Raw genomic sequence first — 20,485 nt, 5'->3', positions numbered from 1 at the left:
ATATGAAAGGATAAATAAAAATGTCTCAGCAAGATCCTACAAGTATCGATTTAACCAGTAGTGATTTTTCGTTTGGAGAAATGTCAGTCGATGACATAGCTGCGATCGCAGCAATAGAGGCTGGAATTAGCGATCCAACACATCCAATCGAGGGCGAAACTGCACCAATACCTAGCATCCCACCGCTACCGATCGCACCGACCGCAATTCCGATCGCCAAACGGCCCGTCAGTGGGCGCTACCGCGGTACATTAGGCAGCTTTCAACTCGAACTCCGGGTTGACGTTGATCGCACTCGACCAATGAAGCGGTTAAGCGGCGACTTCTTCCAAGTCAGCGGCGGTACGACTACCTATTTTGGCTCCTTTATCGTCGATGCGCCGACGATAAAGGTAACAGCTTCTCAAGTCGTCATCAAGGGCCTCGGAAGCTTTACCTTTGCCGCCGGATCTCCCGTAATACAGGTGACAATCCAGCGCAAGTTCATCTTCCAGCCGCAGGCGCCAGCAACGGTGGAATTTTTCACAAAGGGCGGAGTCGCCGGAGCAACTTACACTTGTGTCTTCGAGTCTGTCTATTTCCGCAGTCTGCGACTAGAAACAGACCAGGTTTCCGATGTTGTCACTCCCATATTCAGCAGCTACAACACGGGTTCCCTGCCGTCGGGGGGGCCAGCGCGCAACCTCAGCGTCGTCAGTTCCTATGCAGAAGCTGGGATCGAGATGATCGCAACAGCAGGAAACAACGTCATCAATATCGATGAAGCTGGTGCGGGCGCTAAATGGAGCAACTCAGAACTGCACGCTTCGATGCAGAAACACTTCACCTTGTGGCAGGATTTGCCGCAGTGGGCTGTTTGGCAGGTAGTTGCTCAACTTCACGACCTGGGCCCTGGGCTCTACGGCATCATGTTTGACCAGCAAGGGAAGCAGCGGCAAGGCTGCGCCGTTTTTCATCAAGGTATAGGCGGCGAAACTGCCGAAAAGCTGCGATTGCAGCTCTACACTTATGTTCACGAGCTGGGGCATAGTTTTAACTTGCTGCACTCGTGGCAAAAGTCCTTGGCGACGCCCCCTGGTACGAATCGCCCGCTGGCGCTGTCTTGGATGAACTATCCCTTTAATTATCCAGGACCGGGTGGCGAGGCTACCTACTGGAGCCAGTTTGCGTTTCAGTTTGACAATGAGGAGGTCATCCATCTCCGCCATGCGTTCCGCAACAATATTATTGTGGGTGGAAACGACTTTGCGATCGGCTCTGGTCTGGGCCAGGAAGTGATGGCCGATCCGATTCGCGATGAGTCGGGACTGACTTTCAGTATCTCTACCAACCAAAAGAGCTTCGCGCTAGGTGAGCCTGTGGTACTGCAATTAATGCTGGGAACGACGGCTGCGGGTGGGCGCCGGGTGCATACTTGGCTGCATCCGAATTGCGGCTTGGTCAAAATCGTGATTCGCAAGCCTAGCGGCGCAGTTGTGGTTTATGAACCGCTAATCGATCATTTAGTTGGTCAGCGAGAAAGCACGATCGCGCGCGATGATGTAATTCCAGAAAGCGCATATATCGGCTATGGCAAAGACGGATTTTATTTCGATCAACCCGGAAATTACCGGGTACGGGCGGTCTATGGGGCTTTGGACGGTTCAGAGGTATTCTCGGATATCATCACTATTCGCGTTCGCTATCCTGTGACGCCAATTGAGGAAGAATTGGCCGCTCTGTTTATCGGCGACGAACAGGGTTCTTTGCTCTATTTGCTGGGTTCGGATGATGAGTCTTTGCGAAGCGGTAACGATGCTTTTGAGGAAGTTCTAGCAAAATATCCGAAACACGCGATGGCAAACTATGTTCGGATGGTGAAGGGTATCAACGCTAGCCGTGACTTTAAAACGATTACCGACGATCGTGAAACCCGGGTGATTGTACGCCCTGCGGAGTTGGATGAAAGCGCCAAGTTGCTGACAGCAGTCGCCGATTCCAATATTCTCGACCCTGTTTCGGCACAGATGTCCCTTTCCTGTTTAGCTGAGGTTCAGGCTAAAACCGGCGATGAGGATGCTGTTAGCAAAACCTTTAGCAAAATCTCAGCAATGGAAGTCAAGACATTGCGATCGGCAGCCAAGAAGTAAAAAGTGAATTGGTGAATTACCCAGAAGATTGCTTTACTTTATTTTAAACTAAATAAGTAAAGCAATTTTTGTTAGTTTGTACAAAACACTGCTAGCAACAACTTCACAGCATTAATGATAAGTCTGTTGTTGGTTCGACACCTGATAATTCTGTTGGCACTTTTGGCGATCGGGTCTAGCTGCGTACCCGATCGCCCCCAAGCCGATTTTTTTACCCCTTACCATTACCAAGCGAGTACCACTATGCGTTTATCGATCAAACTTCGCGACGGTTTCAGCAATAGTACGGTCATTATAGAAGTCAACGGACAGCAAGTCTATCGCAAGTCAGGCGTGACTACAGATTTGACGATTTCCTTCGCGGATGCGGTGGAAGTTCCTGTTGAAGAATCCACAGTTAAATTGAAGGTGGCGGTGGAGGGTGGCGAGACGCAAACCAAGGAAATCCGAGTGCAAGATACTCCTTTTGTTGATGTCTGGATTCTTAACGGAAAAATGGAGTTGCGAGCATCCAAGGAAGAGATGCCGATGCTTTAGCAACTAGCCGATTCCACGGGAAATTAAACATTGACATCTTGCGGTTATTTCATAATTGTGCAAAGCCGATTTTTGGGCGCTGCGAACTGGTGCGGGCTGTACGCAGCAGACAGAAACAGGTACAATAGCATTGTATCTGTTGCAACTTTAGGTAAAATAAGTTAAAAAGCCAGGTGACAATGACTGAAGCCTCCGATTTTTCCAATGTCGATCGAGAATTAGATGACACAATTTTAAGCTTCGCAGACATTCAGGCAGAACTCAACCTGCGCCACGCTAAAGATGCTCTGCGAGATATAGTAGAAAATCTCGACTTGACAGTTCAAGAGCGAACTGGACTGGAACCGGAAATTGGCGGGTTAGAGAAAATGCTCGACAAGCTAGAGCGCGCTTGCGTGCAAATAGCTGTGTTTGGGATGGTGGGAAGGGGAAAATCTTCGGTTTTGAACGCGCTGCTAGGTCAAAATGTGTTTGAAACTGGCCCGACTCACGGGGTGACTCGCACGACGACTATCGGCCAGTGGGATGTCGGAGAGGGAATTGATGAGAATTTGCCCGATGGCTTACGCCCCGCTACGCTACGACTTTCGCCAGTTATTTACCGTTTGTCGCAAGTTGAATTAGTCGATACTCCGGGAATAGATGAAGTTGACGGCGAAACTCGCGAACTTTTAGCCCGCCGCGTTGCTCAACAAGCAGATTTGATTTTGTTTGTGGTTGCTGGCGACATTACGAAGGTGGAATACGCAGCACTTTCGCAGTTGCGGGAAGCCGGAAAACCGATGTTATTAGTGTTTAATAAAATTGACCAGTATCCTGATGCAGACAGGCTGGCAATTTATCATAAAATTCGAGACGATCGCGTCAGAGAATTATTGTCTCCCGATGAAATTGTGATGGCGGCGGCTTCGCCTTTGACAGCGAGGGCGGTGCGCCGTCCCGACGGCAGTATGGGTGTGCAAATGACTCGCAGTTTGCCACAAGTGCAAGATTTAAAATTAAAGATTTTGGAGATTTTAGACCGAGAAGGCAAGTCTTTGGTGGCGCTGAATACGATGCTGTGTGCGGGGGATATTAACGAGCAGTTGGTGCAGCGAAAAATGGAGATTCGAGATGACGCGGCTAATCGAATTATCTGGAACGGGGTAATGACGAAAGCGGTAGCGATCGCACTTAATCCAATTACTGTAGTTGATCTTCTTAGCGGTGCGGTAATTGATGTGGTGATGATCTTAACTTTATCTAAAGTTTACGGCATTGCGATGACGGAAGCGGGCGCGGTGGAATTGCTGCAAAAGATTGCGATTAGTATGGGGGGAATTACTGCGGGGGAATTGTTGGCTAATTTTGGTTTGAGTTCTTTGAAAGGATTGTTGGGTTTGGCGACGCCGGCGACGGGGGGTTTGGCTTTAGGGCCTTATTTGTCTGTGGCGGTGACGCAAGCTGCGATCGCGGGGGTTTCTTCCTATGGTATCGGTCAAGTTACTAAGGCTTATTTGGCTAATGGTGCTTCTTGGGGAGATGATGGGCCAAAGGCTGTGGTGAGCAAGATTTTGTCTTCTTTGGATGAGGATTCTATTTTAAATCGGATTAAGGAGGAGTTGCGGGCTAAGTTGGATTTGGGAAGTGTGGAAAAACAGAAATCTTAGCGATCGGCTGTTTTACGTTGACCCAGCAATTATGGCGCAGCCCTGGCGCAATCCGGCAGGGGTTTAAACCCCTGCCTCAAAGCTAAATTTGTGTGAAGACAATTTAACAAATTATTAGGATAACAACCTGTTACCAATTAGCAATTATTACTATATCTTACTAACTCAAAACTTATGCAACTGGCACAGGTGGGGCGATTACGGCAAATAAGGTGTGCTGTGCACACCCTACTCTAATTCCGCGAAGGCGAACTTTGTTTGTGTAGCCGCCAATTCGATTCGGCGGGTTAAGATCGAATTTTTAATCCTAATCCGAGTCAGCGGCTTAACATCGGGTTTTCAACCCTAATTCGCTCCTATTTATAACCCCTATTTTTCTCCGACCAAATGCGGGTTGGTAGTCCCCAAACATAGACAAATCCTTCGGCAGCTTTGTGATCGAATTCGTCCTCTGCGCCGTAGGTTGCTAAGTCGAAACTGTACAGTGAATTGTCAGATTTGCGGCCGACAATCGTCGCATTTCCTTTGAATAGTTTGAGCCGCACGGTTCCAGTGACTCGCTTTTGCGTGTCCTGAATAAATGCGTCTAAAGCGGTTTTCAAAGGATTGTACCAAAGACCGTTGTAAATCATTTGGCTGTAAGTTTCTTCGATGCCGCGCTTGTATCGCGTGACATCTGCTGTCAGGGTCAAACTTTCTAAGTCTTGGTGCGCGTGCATCAAAACTAAAATCGCTGGTGTTTCGTAAATTTCCCGCGATTTAATCCCGACTAAGCGGTTTTCAATCATGTCGATGCGCCCTACTCCGTGATTTCCAACTATTTCGTTGAGTTGGGAAATTAAGGCAACTGGTGATAAATCTTTGCCGTTTAAAGTGACAGGATTCCCGCAATCAAAACCGATTTCTAGGTATTCGGGTGTGTCGGGAGTTTGCTCGATCGCCTTTGTCATCAAATACACCTCTTCCGGCGGTTCCGCCCAAGGATCTTCGAGGATTCCGGCTTCAATTGCCATTCCCAATAAGTTGCGATCGATACTGTAAGGCGAAGACTTTTTCACTGGCGACGGAATGCCACATCTTTCGCCGTAGGCGATCGTTTCCTCGCGGCTCATTTTCCACTCCCGCGCCGGTGCTAAGATTTTAATCTTGGGGTTGAGCGCGCCGATCGACACATCGAACCGCACCTGATCGTTTCCTTTACCTGTGCAACCGTGGGCGATCGCATCTGCACCGTATTTTTCCGCAGCTTCTACTAACAATTTAGCAATCAGCGGGCGAGCCAGGGCAGTCGAAAGGGGATAACGGTTTTCGTAAAGTGCGTTAGCTTGAATTGCTGGAAACGCATAGTCTTTGACAAATTCTTCGGTAGCATCAATAACTAAAGATTCCGAAGCACCGGATGCTAAAGCTTTTTTGCGGATCGGTTCTAATTCGTCTCCCTGTCCCAAATCCGCAGCCAGAGTAATTACTTCTTCAACACCCCACTCGTTTTTGAGGTAAGGAATGCAGACGGAGGTATCGACTCCGCCGGAATATGCTAGGACAACTTTTTTAGCGCGACTCATGAAAATACTCGGTAAGTGGGAAACTCAGCGGCTTTGGCCCTGAGAGGGAAACGACACGAGCGGTTTTAACCGCCTACCCCTTTCGGGGCTAGACAAGTAGAGGAATGGTACTTGTCTAATCCCTGTATTGCCGGGAGCGCCTTGCCATTCCAGTAAAGTGAGCTTCGCCAATGTTTAAAGAGCTTTTTAGACTTGCAACACTGTTCCAGTGACCTTAGAACTGTTTAATTGCAAATGACAGAGCAGGAAACTAGCTACGCATTTCCGGGTGTCGTGACTCAACAAACATAGTCAGTTAAGACTTAGGCTGGTCAGTACGGCTTGCAGGAATTGCTCTTACAAGCCCAGTATCTTTTAGACCTGGGTTACTGACTGCTATTTACATCCTGAATTTAGATGTGATATTTAACCAACTTTGTATTATGCACCTAATTGAGATCGATTCTTGTCATAAATAGTACAGATTTATATATTCTTTTTTTGCTAAACTTGGCTATTTACCGGGGGAGTTGCTGCGAAAAATCTGCTACCGTGGGATACGGTAACTGTGGCGATGGGGAAAAAGCGTGTTTTTTAGTGTTGTGATTCCGACGTATAATCGTAAACCGATTTTGGCAAAATGTCTACTGGCTTTGGAAAATCAGCAGTTCGGTGAGATTGTCAGAGAGTATGAAGTAATTGTCGTGGATGACGGATCGACGGACGGGACGCTGGAGTGGTTGGTGGCAAATGCTGACTTGTTGCCCCATGTGCGATCGATCTGTCAATCTCATCAGGGCCCGGCGGCGGCGCGGAATTTGGGCGTTGAAGATGCTAAGGGCGATACGATTATTTTTATTGACAGCGATTTGGTGGTAACAGAGCATTTTTTGCAAGCACACGCCGATGCTTTACTACAGGGTTACAAAGATACTGATGCTGTTTTTACTTACGGCAGCGTGATTAATACTTGCAATTTCGACAATCCTACCTCAGAACCTTACAAAATAACCGATTTTTCAGCCGCTTATTTTGCTACGGGAAATGTGGCGATCGCCCGCCACTGGCTGCTGGCTGCTGGACTGTTTGACAATCGCTTTCAACTGTACGGATGGGAAGATCTAGAGTTGGGAGTTAGGTTAAAAAAATTAGGTTTGAAACTCATTAAATGTCCGGCTGCTGTCGGCTATCACTGGCATCCACCTTTTAGTTTAGAGCAAATTCCGGGCATGATTGACCGAGAAATTCAGCGCGGTAGAATGGGAGTTTTGTTTTATCAAAAACACCCAATTTGGGAAGTACGGATGATGATTCAAATGACTTTTTTGCACCAAATCCTATGGGGAGTTTTATCATTAGGTGGGATGCTGAACGAGCGAACTATGACTCCTTTTTTGCAGTGGTTGATTGACCAAGGCAAGCCGCAGTTAGCTCTAGAAATTGCTCGGATTTTTCTGAATTGGTATAACGTGAAAGCCGTGTACGCCGCTTGCGGGGAATTGCAGACCGAGACAAAGATACCATAAATCAGCCCGACAGCGCAAATAAAATATAAGATATTGTAGGAGTATTTCAGGGCCCATTGGTGTCAACTTAAGCTCAAATATAGTAAAGGCTTACTGTTTGACAATTATGCCTACACTGCCCTAGCGCTGCTAAAAATGGGGATTTAGGGAACTCAAGACTTGGATACAAACCAGAAAAACAAATAATTTTAGTCTTAAGTTGACACCCATGTTCCGGCCGATTTGAATTAACCTTTCCCGTGAGGATATCTACTGAAAAAGACACAAAAAAAGCCACCAGATAAAGGCAAGCAAAATCGGTTTATAGAAAGTGTACAAGCTTTACCTTTAATCAAAATTGCTTGCTTACCTGTGATTTGAGCAAGATAGGCTGTTTTCTCACTCGGCTCCGATAATTTTATCTACCAACATTTTCCAACGAGCATTAGTTTTGATATAATGACAGATAATTTAGGAGTGTGCTAGAGAGTCAATAGTTGTGCTGGTTTATCTGAGAGTGTTAGCTACAAGCGGTTAATGACTTTAAAAATATTCCCACATATACAACTTGAATAGTTTGAGGGTCTGCTGTGAATACAACTGACAATAAAAATCCAAGACTAGAAACACTTAGACTTCAAAACACTGTCTTACAAGAAAATATTTTAATGGTGGACGACCATCCAGAAAGCTTGCGGCTTTTATCCCAGCTTTTGTCTAAGCGGGGATATAAAGTGCGGCCGACACGAGATGGCAAATTGGCTCTTAACTTTGCTCTGTCGAGTCCACCAGACTTGATTTTGCTGGACATCATGATGCCCGGTATGGATGGCTATCAAGTCTGCGAACAGCTAAAAGCTTGTCCGCAAACCAAAGATATTCCTGTGATTTTTATTAGCTGTTTCGATGAAGTTTTTGATAAAGTCAAAGCTTTTTCACTGGGGGCGGCAGACTACATTACTAAACCCTTTCAAACAGAAGAAGTGGTGAGTCGCGTCGAAAATCAACTGCTTCTGAGCCGTCTTTATAAACAAACTTTAGCACAAAATGCGCGGCTGCAAGCAGAAATAGAAGAACGCAAGCGGATCGAAGCAGAACTCCGAGACAGCCAACGCTGGCTGTCGGCAATAATTCAAACACATCCTAATCTTTTGTACGTTTCCGATTTGATTGAACAGCGAACTCTGTATATCAACCGCGAAATCTATAGCGATATTGGCTACACCCTAGAAGAAATCCAGCAGATGGCAGGAGGATTTCTTCCTAAGTTAATACACCCTGAAGATTTGCCAGGATTCTCAGAACATCTGAGGAGGATTGAGGCAGCAAAAGACGGTGAAAGCTTTGAGTTTGAGTACCGAATTCAGCACAAAAATGGTGAATATCGCTGGTTTGTTAGCGTGGATACCGTGTTTGCCAGAACAGCCGACGACAAACCTTGGAAAATTTTGGGGACGGCTACTGAAATTAGCGATCGCAAACAAGCAGAACTCGAACTTAAAACAGCTTTAGCTGCTTTGGAACGGCAAATTAAGCAAAGATTTCTGCTAGAAACAATTACTCTGGAAATTCGCTACAGCTTAAAGCAGGAGCAAGTTTTTCAAACAGCGACGGCCCAAATTGGTCGTATTTTTAATGCGGATTGCTGCTTGTTTCACACCTACACAGAACACCCTATTCCCAGAATTGTTAATGTCGCTGAGTACAGAAAGTCCGCATCCAAATCCCTTTTAGATTTAGAAATACCCATAGATGGCAATCCTCACGTTCAGTTTTTATTGTCCCAAGATCAAGCTGTAGTTTCTGACGATGTTTTTTCCGAACCGCTGCTAGAAAACGTCCGAGATTTGTGCGGTCAAATAGGTTTGAAGTCGATGATATCCATCCGCACTTCCTACCAGGGAAAAGCCAACGGAATGATATGCTTGCACCAGTACGATCGCCCGCGCCACTGGACACCAGATGAGATCGGATTATTGAAAACTGTGGCGGCACAAATGGGAATTGCGATCGCTCAAGCCAATCTTCTCGAACAAGATAAACAACAGCGACTTAAACTTCAACAAAGCGAAGCTAGTCTAGCAGCAGCCCAGAAAATTGCCCATATCGGCAGTTGGGAATTTGATTTGGTCACAAATAAAATCACTTGGTCAGAAGAAGTATTCCGCATTTTTGGTCTTGACTCAAGTGCAACTGAACCGACATCTGCCAAACTTTTAAAGATGTGTCATCCCGACGACAGAGAATTATTTCAACAAACAGTTAGCCTGACTATCTCACAAGGAATTTCCTACAAAAGAGAGTTCCGCTTTTTGCATCCTAGCGGTCAAATTATATACGTGGAAGGAAGGGGAGAAGCGGTTTTTAGCGAGACTGGGGAAGTAATCAAACTGTTGGGAACAGTGATGGATATTAGCGATCGCAAACAAGCCGAAGCAGCTTTGCAAATTAGCGAAGAACGTTTTTATCTGGCATTTGAAGGCAGTGCGATGGGATTGTGGGACTGGAATCTGGCCACGGGAGAAGTCTATTTTAATCCGCGGTGGAAAATGATGCTGGGATATGAAGTAGAGGAAATAGCAAATAGTTTTGCATCCTGGGAGAAACTGGTACATCCAGAGGATTTGTCTCCGGCTAAAGCAGCGCTAAATGCTCACCTCGAAGGCCAAAATCCTACTTACGAAGTGGAATTTAGGATGCTGACAAAATCCGGCGAGTGGAAGTGGATTTTAGCTCAAGCGAAGGTGATGGAACGCGACGCTTCGGGAAATCCTTTGCGGATGACGGGCACGCATATTGATATTAGCGATCGCAAACAAGCCGAAGTAGATTTGCAATTTAGTGAACAGCGAGAACGAGAAAAAGCGCAACAGTTAGAAAAAACTTTGGCTGACTTGAAAAAAGCTCAATCTCAGCTTATTCAATCAGAAAAAATGTCAAGTATTGGGCAAATGGTAGCGGGAGTAGCCCACGAAATTAATAACCCCATCAGCTTCATCTATGGCAATATTATTCCCGCCGCACAGTACGCTCGCGATTTGGTAAAATTGATCCATCTCTACCAGCAATACTATCCCGAACAAGTTCCAGAAATAGCCCAAGAATTGGCAGAAGTCGAGGTAGATTTCATTGCTGATGATTTCCCAAAAATCATGTCTTCAATGCAAGAAGGTGCTAACCGAATTAAGCAGATAGTGCTGTCTTTGAGAAACTTTTCGAGACTAGACGAAACAGAGCGCAAAGTAATAGACATTCATGAAGGGATAGAGAGCACTTTGGTGATTTTGCAGCACCGATTCCAGTCACAGCCAAAACGTCGGGAGATTCAAGTTATTAAAAATTACGGGAACCTGCCCAAAGTCGAGTGTTATCCGGCTCAATTAAACCAAGTATTTATGAATTTGCTGGTGAATGCGATCGACGCTGTGGAAGAGTCATCAGCAAACTGTACTTGCAAAGTTAACCAGATTCGCATTGTTACTGAAGTCAGCAGCGAAAATCAAGTGCGTGTGCGGATTTCTGACACCGGGCCCGGTATCCCTCCCGAAATTCAGTCAAGGATGTTTGACCCATTTTTTACTACCAAACCGATCGGCACCGGCACTGGTTTGGGGTTGTCGATTAGTTACCAAATTGTGAAAGACACCCACGGCGGTAAGTTGGAGTGTCATTCAGAAGTTGGCCGGGGAACAGAATTTGCGATCGAACTGCCAATTTCGCAAAAGTTAAAAGTTAAAAGTTAGGATAAGCTGTTAAATCAGGGGCGGTAAATTAACCATAATTTTTGTAGGGGCCAGTTCACCAACCATCTATAATATCAGCCAGAGATGAGCCTAAACCCACCCCGACCGTCAGATGGGGGGGAATTCAACGGATATTATATGAATCGTCTATCAGAACCTATTTTAGAGTGCGTCATAACCTGAGATTTTCTCCCGTATTTGCTGCGAACGGTCTGTCATTTAGTTTAATCTTATCTTAAACATGATATAATAAAAAGTTAGCCTTTTGAGGCTCCAGACGTGGAGCTGCTAAAATTAGTAGTGAATATTACAGTTGCTATTATACAAACTCTGTCAACATACGTCTGCTGTAGCGTCTACCACATTTTAACTGAATTATGACTGACTCAATTCGCTTCCTCATGTGTGCTCCCGACCACTACGATGTGGATTACGTGATTAATCCGTGGATGGAGGGAAATGTCCACAAATCATCGCGCGATCGCGCCGTCGAACAGTGGGAAAAACTTTACCACGTCCTCAAAGAAAACGCCGTGGTAGACCTCGTACCGCCCGCAAAAGGCTGGCCGGATATGGTTTTCACCGCCAACGCAGGCTTACTTTTAGGCAATACCTTCGTCCTCAGCCGTTTCTATCACAAAGAACGCCAAGGCGAAGAACCCTATTTCAAAGCATGGTTTGAAAGCAAAGGTTTCACCGTGCACGAACTCCCGAAAGACTTGCCGTTTGAGGGTGCGGGCGATGCTTTACTCGATCGCGAAGGACGCTGGTTGTGGGCCGGATACGGCTTCCGTTCCGAACTCGACTCGCACCCGTTACTAGCAAAATGGCTCAACATAGAAGTGCTTTCGCTGCGTTTAGTTGACGAACGTTTCTATCACCTAGACACCTGTTTTTGTCCTCTGACAGGCGGATATTTGCTCTACTATCCAGCAGCATTTGACTCGTATTCCAACCGCTTAATCGAAATGCGAGTTGCGCCGGAAAAACGCATTGCTATTGAAGAAGCAGATGCCGCAAATTTTGCCTGCAATGCGGTCAATATTGACAAAGTTGTGGTAATGAACAAGGTTAGCGAAGCCTTGAAAACGCGCATTACTCAGGCCGGTTTTCAAGTAATTGAAACGCCGATGAGCGAATTTCTGAAAGCGGGCGGCGCCTGTAAGTGTTTGACGCTGCGGGTAACGGAACCGGTGCAAGAAGATCGCTCGGCAAACGTGATGGTAGAAAGCCGCACAATTCGCATGGAAGGTCACTTGCTGGATGCTGGTTTAATTAGTCGTGCTTTGGACTTAATTGTCGATCTCGGTGGCAGTTTCCAAGTGCTCAATTTCAATCTGGGAGAGCAGCGGCAAAGTACATCATCTGCCGACGTTAAAGTTTCGGCTCCTTCCCACGATGTGATGGAAGAAATGATGGGAATGCTGATTGACTTGGGTGCAGTGCCGCCACCACAAGAGATTTGCGACGCTATTTTAGAACCGGTAGTCCAAGATGGTGTCGGCCCAGACGACTTTTATGTAAGTACAATTTATCCCACGGAAGTGCGGGTAAATGGTCAGTGGGTGAAAGCGCAAAATCAGCGGATGGATGGAGCAGTTGCTATTACTGAAACCGCTGATGGCCCAGTGGCTAAATGCAAATTACTGCGAGATTTAAAAGTAGGAGAAAAAGTCGTTGTTGATGTGGTCGGCATCCGCACCATCCGCAAAACAGAATCGCGGGAACAGCGCAATTCGCAAGAATTTAGCTTTATGTCGGGCAGCGTTTCTAGCGAGCGGCGCGTAGAATTGGTCGTGGAACAAGTAGCGTGGGAATTGCGCCAAATTCGCGATCGGGGTGGCAAAGTTGTAGTTACTGCAGGGCCTGTTGTTATCCATACTGGCGGTGGCGAACATTTAGCGCATTTGATTCGCGAAGGTTACGTGCAAGCGCTGTTAGGTGGAAATGCGATCGCAGTTCACGACATGGAACAATCGAATATGGGAACCTCTTTAGGGGTTGACATGAAACGCGGTATTGCTGTGCGCGGCGGACACCGACATCACTTGAAAATAATTAACAGTGTGCGGCGCTACGGGAGTATTGCTAAAGCTGTTGAAGCAGGCCTGGTTACTAACGGTGTGATGTACGAATGCGTGAAGAACAATATACCGTTTTCGCTGGCTGGTTCGATCCGCGATGATGGCCCACTTCCCGACACGCAAATGGATTTAGTTAAGGCTCAAGAAGAATATACTGAGCTGTTACGTGGTGCGGATATGGTGTTAATGCTGTCGTCTATGCTGCACTCAATTGGTGTGGGAAATATGACGCCTGCGGGTGTGAAGATGGTCTGTGTGGACATTAATCCGGCGGTGGTGACGAAATTGAGCGATCGGGGGTCGATCGAGTCTATTGGAGTTGTTACCGATGTGGGATTGTTCCTAAGTTTGTTGGTTAATCAATTGGATAAATTGACCAGCCGCCATCATGTAGCTCAATCTGTTTAGATTTAGCGAGTAGGGTGTGTTTTGAAACCCGGAGATCCCCCCTAGCCCCCCTTAATAAGGGGGGGACTGGAAGCACTCTTTCGTCCCCCTTTTTAAGGGGGATTTAGGGGGATTGAGACTAGGCTACAACCCTGAGTTAGAGTACGAAATTCCTATAAATGTTGAGGCAAACAGCAATGGTACAGGAATTAATAGACCTCAGAAATTGTATTTTAGAAGGCAGGAAGGAAGATGCTCTAGCAATTGTCGATGAATTAGAGGGCATGAGCAAACAAGCAACTCTGCGGAATATCGGGTCTTTTTTATTGATTCTGCTAATCCACCTCATTAAAAATCAAGTAGAACAGCGTTTAACAAATTCTTGGGCCGCTTCTATTGCAAATTCTGTCCGAGGTATTAAAAAGCTCAATCTCAAAGATAATAAAACATCCTACTATATCAATTCCTCAGAGTGGTGGTCTTTTATAGAAGATGAACTAGAAGCGGCTATTCGTGAGGCTAGCCGGGAAGTGTTGGAAGGAAAGTTAAGCCGTGCTCAACTCAATCAAAGAGTGGACAGAGAGCAAATTATGGCGATCGCAACTGGGCTACTGTCTCTGACATACACTTATTCTAGAGGTGAATTCGAGGATGCGATCGATGAGCATTTAGCTGACTTGCCTGGTGGTGAAGACTGGAATTAAGAGATTTAACCGCAGAGGGCGCAGAGAACGCAGAGGGAGATCCCAGAGAGATGAATAATTCCGATGAAGCGCGGATTTGATATTGATATTCCAATAAAAAACCTCAGACCCGCAAGTCTGAGGACCGGAGTTCCTGAAAATCGTCACTTCTTACTATTGTCGCTAACAAACACCCGAACATACAAGAGGGGTGCAACCCAGCAGGACAGCTTGTGGCAGATAGAGATTGCTTCGTGACTCGGAAGGCGAAAGCAATTTTTAACTCAACACTTCACAAAAGCAAAACAATTCTTCTCGCCATTTTCAGATCTGAGTTGATAATTATTGCTTTAGGATGGCAGTCTGTCCTCGATCGCAATATAAGGCTCACCGTGAGTGCCCGTATATATTTGAGTCGGGCGGTAAATGCGGTTTGCCTCTAGCTGTTCCTTCCAGTGGGCCAACCAGCCAGCAACGCGGGCGATGGCAAAAACTGGTGTAAATAAGTCGATCGGAATTCCCATTTTTCGGTAAACTAGACCCGAATAGAAATCTACATTTGCATAAATTCCTTTGTGACCCAATTTCTCCTCAACCACTTCTTCCAACTCGACAGCAATGTCGTAATAATCGTCGTGACCGAAGTTCTCAAATAACTGTTCTGCTAACCCTTGGAGAATAGTTGCTCTCGGATCTTTCACCTTGTAAACTCGGTGACCGAAGCCCATGATTTTGTCCTTATTTGCAACGCACTTCTCGACAAAAGGCCGCACATTTTCTACCGAACCAATTTGCTCCAACATATCAATCACTTCTTCATTAGCTCCCCCGTGCAGCGGCCCCGCCAAAGTGCCAACTGCTGAAGCAATTACCCCGTAAGGGTCTGTCAGCGTCGAAGCTGTTACCATTGCCGAAAATGTAGAGGCATTAATTGTATGTTCAGCGTGGAGAGTCAGACAAGTGTCAAAAATGCTAGCTAACAGTGGATCGGGTTCTTGCTCGTTGAGCATATAAAGAAAGTTAGCCGAGTAGTCCAAGTCATCCCTCGGCCGCACCGGGTCATTTCCCCGTCGCATTTGCTGGAACGCTGCTACCATTGTGGGAATCTTAGCTAGCAGTCGCACTACAGCTTCTCGAATGTATGCTGGGTTAGCCAGGGCTCTGCGAGAGTAGAACAAGCCCAAGGCGGCCGCTGAAGCTTGCAGGGCGTCCATGGGATGTCCTCTTTCTGGAAAGCATTTCATCATGTCCCGGATGCGATATTTGATCCGGCGGTGATAGCGAATTTCATGCTCGAAAGCTTCTAGTTCTTCCTTTGTCGGAAGTACCCCCCAGATTAATAAATATGAAGTTTCGAGAAAGGAGCTTTTGAGTGCCAGTTCCTCGATGCTAATCCCGCGATATTCCAGCAACCCTTTTTGTCCATCGACGTAGCTAATGCTGGACAAGGTGGCGGGAACACCTTCTAAACCTGGTTTGAATTCGCCGACGACCATTGCGATACCGTTTTATGTGAGTTCAATCTACTAAAAGTACATTACCAGAAACGAAGATAGTGTCACAGTCTTGACAAATAATCATTTAATTGGGGTTCAGAAACCGGGTTTTTCAACAGATAGCCCGATCGCCCCGCTGCGTATTGTCGCCCCTCAAACCCGGTTTCGCCGTGCCAGAATGCGGTTTTAAGAGGGCTGGCGCGTCCTGTTAATGTCGGGGCGGTTCGCTGTTTCTAGGGGAGCAAAAACTTGGGCGCAGTTAGCCAAAACATTTGGCTGCGGCCCACTGGGGAGCCTGTTTCGGGGAGGATTAAGCCGATGATACCTGCTTTTTTGAGAATCAGGGCATCTTGCGATCGAGCCCAAAGCAAAGTTTCTGCCCAGTTGCCCAAATCGGGTTGGTGGCCCACCAGGGCCAAGCTGCGGCTACCTATTTCCTGCCACTGTTTGTACCACTCCAGCCAGTTCCCGATGTCTCCTGAAGGTGCGAGGGTGGCGGATTCTTCTATTTGGGAACTCAAACCGACTGTTTGCAGGATTTGGGCGGTTTGCTGGGCCCGCAGTAGGGGACTGGTGAGAATCAGGTCAAACTGAATTTCGAGTTCGTACAGCCGTTGGGCAATTTTCCTGGTTTTACGATCGCCCTCTTTAGTCAGGGGGCGTTCTGAGTCTGTATCATATTCTTCGGGTGCGGCGGCGATACCGTGCCGGATCAGATAAATAACCATATATCAATACTTCCAGGCATTGGGTCCCGTTTTTCTAGGAGCTGTCTAGGATATACCTACCTTTTGCCTATTCTACAACTGTATTGAAATCTGGCGCTGTCATCTGGTTGGCGCTTGTGTAGCGATCGCGCCCTTGTCGTTTCGCATCATATAATGCTCGATCGGCGAGGGCAATGAGTTCATCCGGTGATGTTTCCGCAGTGGGAATCACAGTTGCAATTCCCATGCTAACAGTCACGATCGAGCTCACCTCAGATTGCTCGTGAGGGATTCCCAAATCTCGGATTGCCTCTCGGATCGACTCAGCAACCGCAATCGCGCCATCTGCATCCGTATTCGGTAGGATAGCAGCGAATTCTTCGCCCCCGTAACGTGCAAACAGATCCGATGAACGTTTAACCGCTTGTGCAGCCGATGAAGCCACTTTTACTAAACAAATATCCCCAGCTTGATGTCCGTAGCAATCGTTATATCGCTTGAAATAATCTACATCCAACATAATCAACGAAAGCTGTTGTTTCCCCTGCATCAGCCGGTGCCATTCCGACTGCAATTGCTCATCGAAACAGCGACGGTTTGCTACTTGTGTTAACCCATCTGTCGTAGCAATTAATCTTTCTTGTTCCGCCCGGTGTCTGAGCATCTCCTCGGCCCGCTTGCGTTCTGTAATATCAGCAAAAGTTGTTACTACCCCATAGGGTTGAGACTGATTCATCTGGAACAGCGGTTGCGAATTAATCGAAATCCAAGTCAGCGTTTTATCCGATTTCTGAATGCCCATCACCACATTTGATACGGGTTTTCCCGTCCGTAGGGTAATCATTGCCGGATGCTGTTGGCAGGGGAAAGGAGAGCCATCTTCGTGAACGGTTCGCCAGTCTAAATCTATGGATGTACGCCCCATCAGTTGTTCGGGGGTCAGTCCGAGAATCCTTCCGGCACTAGCATTACAGGTAGTAATTTGTCCGTCTGCTAGCTGAAGTACGACGCCTTCAGTCATGCTTGTAATCACAGAACGATACCGTTCCTCGCTCTCCTGTAATTGACTCAGGAGAATGTTTTTAGCCTCAAACTCTGAAGCCAGATGCAGGCTACCCGCCAAAAACCCGGCCATCAGTTGTAAGGTATGAATATCTGACTCTGTAAAGGCACAGGGTCTAGCGGAAACAACTTTTAAGACGCCAACCCGATCGTCCTGATAGAACAAGGGAACAACCACCAGTGACCGGATACCAATGCGCTGACAGACAGACTGCTCCACCCGTGCATCGGTTTGTGAATCATCACAAAGCATAATTTGGCCGGTCGCAATACATTGTCCCGATAAACTTGTCCCTACTTTCATCCGTAATCCAACATAGGTGCTGGCGATACCGCTGGCTGCCCGATACACCAACTCATCCCCTTCCAAGATTTCAATCACGGCCCCATCGGCACCGATCAATTTTTGAGTTCGATCGTTAATCACCGCCATCACTGCATCCAGGTTAGGATTGCGGATGGCGATTTCCTGTTGGGTGGCAATCACCACAGCCAGACGCCCGAACTCTTGCTGTAATGCTGCTTCTGCTTGCTTGCGATCGGTGATATCCTTCATAAAGCAGTGATGCCCGATCGATCGCTCCTGCGAGTCGTAGGCTGCCAACATCACCACCTGCTTGTAAAAAATCGAACCATCTTTCCTGATACCCCGGGCCTCAACTTCCACTCGGCCCTCGGCTAGCATTTTTTGATAAGCCGTCATCATCCTGTGGCAGTCGTCGGGATGAACTGTTTTCTGCCAATTCATACCAACCATTTCTTCAGGCTGATAACCCGCTATATTGGCGTAGGCTTGATTAACGGTGAGGTAGCGTCCGAAAACATCCAGTCGCGAGATGCCTTCCACAGCATTAGCAAGAGCTGTACTCATTTCTCTGAGTTCTGTTTCCGCCTGGACAATATCCGTAATGTCTTGAGATGTACCAAACAACCGAATGACTTTTCCCTCTGCATTGAGTTGAACCTGTCCTCTGGCTTCGGTATGGCGGATAGAACCATTCGGGCCCACGATTCTAAGGCGCAATAGATAAGGCTCTCCGTGAGTGAGCGCTCGTTGAACTACCCGGTGTAGCTGTTTGGCACTTTCGGGATGGTAAAGCCGCAAGTTTTCTTCATAAGTAGGTTCGCCTAGGGCCCTAGATCGTCCCAAAATCTCGAATAGTTCGGGAGACCAGGTAATTTTACCCGTAATCACGTCCCACTCCCAGTTACCGATGTGGGCAACCCGCTGGGCTTCTGACAACCGGGTTTCACTCTTTTGCAGGGCTGTTTCTGTCTGCTGGCGGTCGGTAATGTCCTTTTCGTTCACGAGCAACATCGGGTTGCCTGTTACCGGGTCGTTGGTACACCGCACGTCCATCCCATGCCAGCGAATTCCCGCCAGAGTAATCACTTGAGCCTCCGTGCTAAATACCTCACCGGACTGAAGAACTGCCATTGCTCGCTCTGCTACCTGAGAGTCAACAAAGTGACTCACAAAAGCATTATCTGTCGCAGAGCCACGGTGCAGCGCCTCCCCGTAACAGCGCAAGGCCGCCGGGTTTTGCAGCAGCGGCACACCTTCGAGGGTGTATAGCGAAACCATCAGTGTGGTGTGTCGGATTGCCTCGATCGATCGCAGGGTTTCTGGTTCGATTTGAGGAGCGGTTTCGACCTTACCCTCGACCAGGATTGCCAAACGCCCGCTATCAATCCTGATGCCAGAGCACCGACAGCCGACAGAAACAGCCTCACCTGCCGGGTAAAACGTCCACTGCTCGGACAAGGTTTGGCCTTGCTCAAACTGCTGCAGATAGCTCTGCAAGCGAATCCGAGTAGACTCTGACAACATATCCCTAAAGTTGCGGATCGCGAGTTGCTGGCGCGTGGAAGCATTCCACAGGTACAAGGAAGCTTGGTTTGCCCACCGCATTTGCCAATCCTCAATATCAAATATCCAGATCGGGTTTTGCAACAAGTCAAAGGCTTTGAGGTGGACAATATCGCCGCTCAGGGAACAGGCCAAGTCTGGTGGTAGACAATTTTGATGATTGACTCTGGGCGCGCTTTCTGTATTGGGAGCAGTTTGATTTGGTTCTGTTTCGAGTTCCGGCGGTTGGTTTAGCCCCAGCACCGGGGGGTGAGATTCCAGATGCCGCATCCTCAACCCAATGTGCACTGCAACCTGTTGCAGGATCTGAATGTCGAGAGGTTCCCACTGACGCGGACTTCGGCATTGATGAGCAATCAACAGTCCCCAAAGCTTCGGAGATTGCTGTTGTTGGCCATCTAGCAAGATTGGCGCAACTAAATTTGCCTGAACTTGGATGCGATCGAGCAATTCGACATCACAAGCTTGAAGATCACCAGCGTGAATATCAGAAATGCTGCTCGTTTGTCCCTGGCTGTAACGATCTACCCAGGTGGCTTCTAAGCAAGGATCATAAATCTGTTTTCCTAGGGTTGGCGGCCACTTAGCATCAACCGATTCTGCAAATACTACGCCATCTCTATGCGATAGGAAGCGATAAATAATTACGCGATCGGTTTGCAGCAGCACCCTGGTTTCTTCTAGCGCACATTGCAAAATTGTCTCCAGAGCCACGAACTCGTTGATTTTAAGTGCAATTTCTGAAACTTTTTCTAGGCTTTTCTCTAACGACCAAGAGAAAGTCTGTTTTGTAGACATCTCCGTGTTCCTTGTTTTTTTAAGCTATTTTCTACTATCCTAACCCGCGGCAAATAAATATAATAATTTGTTTGAAATTGTAGGAATCGCTACATGGGCTTAGGAAAAAAACCATATTTATGTGAAAAGCAAAACTTTTTTTGACTGCTACAATTCCTTTTTTCATATCATTTAGCCAATGGCTTAGGTTGTTGGGTATCTATTTTGATTTTTTTCAAGGTTTTTTTTACTAATTATTATCGAAACTTTCCTGCACCAACTATAACAAATTGTGATTGATTTAGCGAACAA

11 protein-coding genes are annotated in these 20,485 nt (G+C 47.0%); 7 read left to right on the top strand and 4 right to left on the bottom strand.

From position 1 onward, the window contains the following. The first annotated feature begins 20 nt into the window (after positions 1-20). The 3 genes from QUA07_RS22595 (at position 21) to QUA07_RS22585 (ending at position 4,315) form a co-directional block, all read left to right on the top strand. Positions 21-2,129 (top strand): hypothetical protein, encoded by a 2,109-nt coding sequence (locus QUA07_RS22595; RefSeq protein ID WP_333329493.1) that lies wholly within the window; start codon positions 21-23, stop codon positions 2,127-2,129. A 114-nt stretch (positions 2,130-2,243) separates the two neighbouring features. After that, positions 2,244-2,666 (top strand): hypothetical protein, encoded by a 423-nt coding sequence (locus QUA07_RS22590; RefSeq protein ID WP_333329490.1) that lies wholly within the window; start codon positions 2,244-2,246, stop codon positions 2,664-2,666. A gap of 179 nt (positions 2,667-2,845) precedes the next feature. Further along, positions 2,846-4,315: a GTP-binding protein gene (locus QUA07_RS22585; protein WP_333329487.1), complete on the top strand. Its 1,470-nt coding sequence runs from the start codon at positions 2,846-2,848 to the stop codon at positions 4,313-4,315. Positions 4,316-4,671: 356 nt separating this feature from the next. Here QUA07_RS22585 and QUA07_RS22580 read toward each other — a convergent pair whose 3' ends face one another. Then, the gene (locus tag QUA07_RS22580) at positions 4,672-5,880 is read right to left on the bottom strand and encodes an argininosuccinate synthase (RefSeq protein ID WP_333329484.1); all 1,209 of its coding nucleotides are present in this window, start codon (positions 5,878-5,880) and stop codon (positions 4,672-4,674) included. 566 nt (positions 5,881-6,446) lie between these two features. Between QUA07_RS22580 and QUA07_RS22575 the strand changes: the two genes are divergently transcribed. The 4 genes from QUA07_RS22575 to QUA07_RS22560 all read left to right on the top strand — a co-directional run bounded on the left by QUA07_RS22575 (position 6,447) and on the right by QUA07_RS22560 (position 14,282). Then, the gene (locus QUA07_RS22575) at positions 6,447-7,385 is read left to right on the top strand and encodes a glycosyltransferase (RefSeq protein WP_333329481.1); all 939 of its coding nucleotides are present in this window, start codon (positions 6,447-6,449) and stop codon (positions 7,383-7,385) included. Between the two features lie 569 nt (positions 7,386-7,954). After that, on the top strand, positions 7,955-11,107 hold the full coding sequence (locus QUA07_RS22570) for a PAS domain-containing protein (RefSeq protein WP_333329478.1): 3,153 nt from the start codon (positions 7,955-7,957) through the stop codon (positions 11,105-11,107). 377 nt (positions 11,108-11,484) lie between these two features. Further along, entirely contained in the window at positions 11,485-13,599 is a 2,115-nt protein-coding gene (gene argZ / locus QUA07_RS22565) for a bifunctional arginine dihydrolase/ornithine cyclodeaminase (RefSeq protein ID WP_333329475.1), read from the top strand. A gap of 176 nt (positions 13,600-13,775) precedes the next feature. Further along, positions 13,776-14,282 carry a DUF29 family protein gene (locus tag QUA07_RS22560; RefSeq protein WP_333329472.1) on the top strand — a complete coding sequence of 169 codons (507 nt, stop codon included), beginning with the start codon at positions 13,776-13,778 and terminating at the stop codon, positions 14,280-14,282. Between the two features lie 329 nt (positions 14,283-14,611). Here QUA07_RS22560 and QUA07_RS22555 read toward each other — a convergent pair whose 3' ends face one another. From QUA07_RS22555 to QUA07_RS22545, 3 genes are all read right to left on the bottom strand, one after another. After that, entirely contained in the window at positions 14,612-15,757 is a 1,146-nt protein-coding gene (locus QUA07_RS22555) for a citrate synthase (RefSeq protein ID WP_333082657.1), read from the bottom strand. 233 nt (positions 15,758-15,990) lie between these two features. Beyond that, positions 15,991-16,485, bottom strand: coding sequence for a phosphohistidine phosphatase SixA (sixA, locus tag QUA07_RS22550; RefSeq protein ID WP_333224681.1), 495 nt, complete (start codon positions 16,483-16,485; stop codon positions 15,991-15,993). 67 nt (positions 16,486-16,552) lie between these two features. Beyond that, positions 16,553-20,194 (bottom strand): diguanylate cyclase domain-containing protein, encoded by a 3,642-nt coding sequence (locus QUA07_RS22545; RefSeq protein WP_333329469.1) that lies wholly within the window; start codon positions 20,192-20,194, stop codon positions 16,553-16,555. Positions 20,195-20,485 lie beyond the last annotated feature (291 nt).

The organism is Microcoleus sp. T3_A4, assembly GCF_036700465.1.
Classification (GTDB): domain Bacteria; phylum Cyanobacteriota; class Cyanobacteriia; order Cyanobacteriales; family Microcoleaceae; genus Microcoleus.
This window is presented reverse-complemented; position numbering and strand designations above follow the sequence as displayed.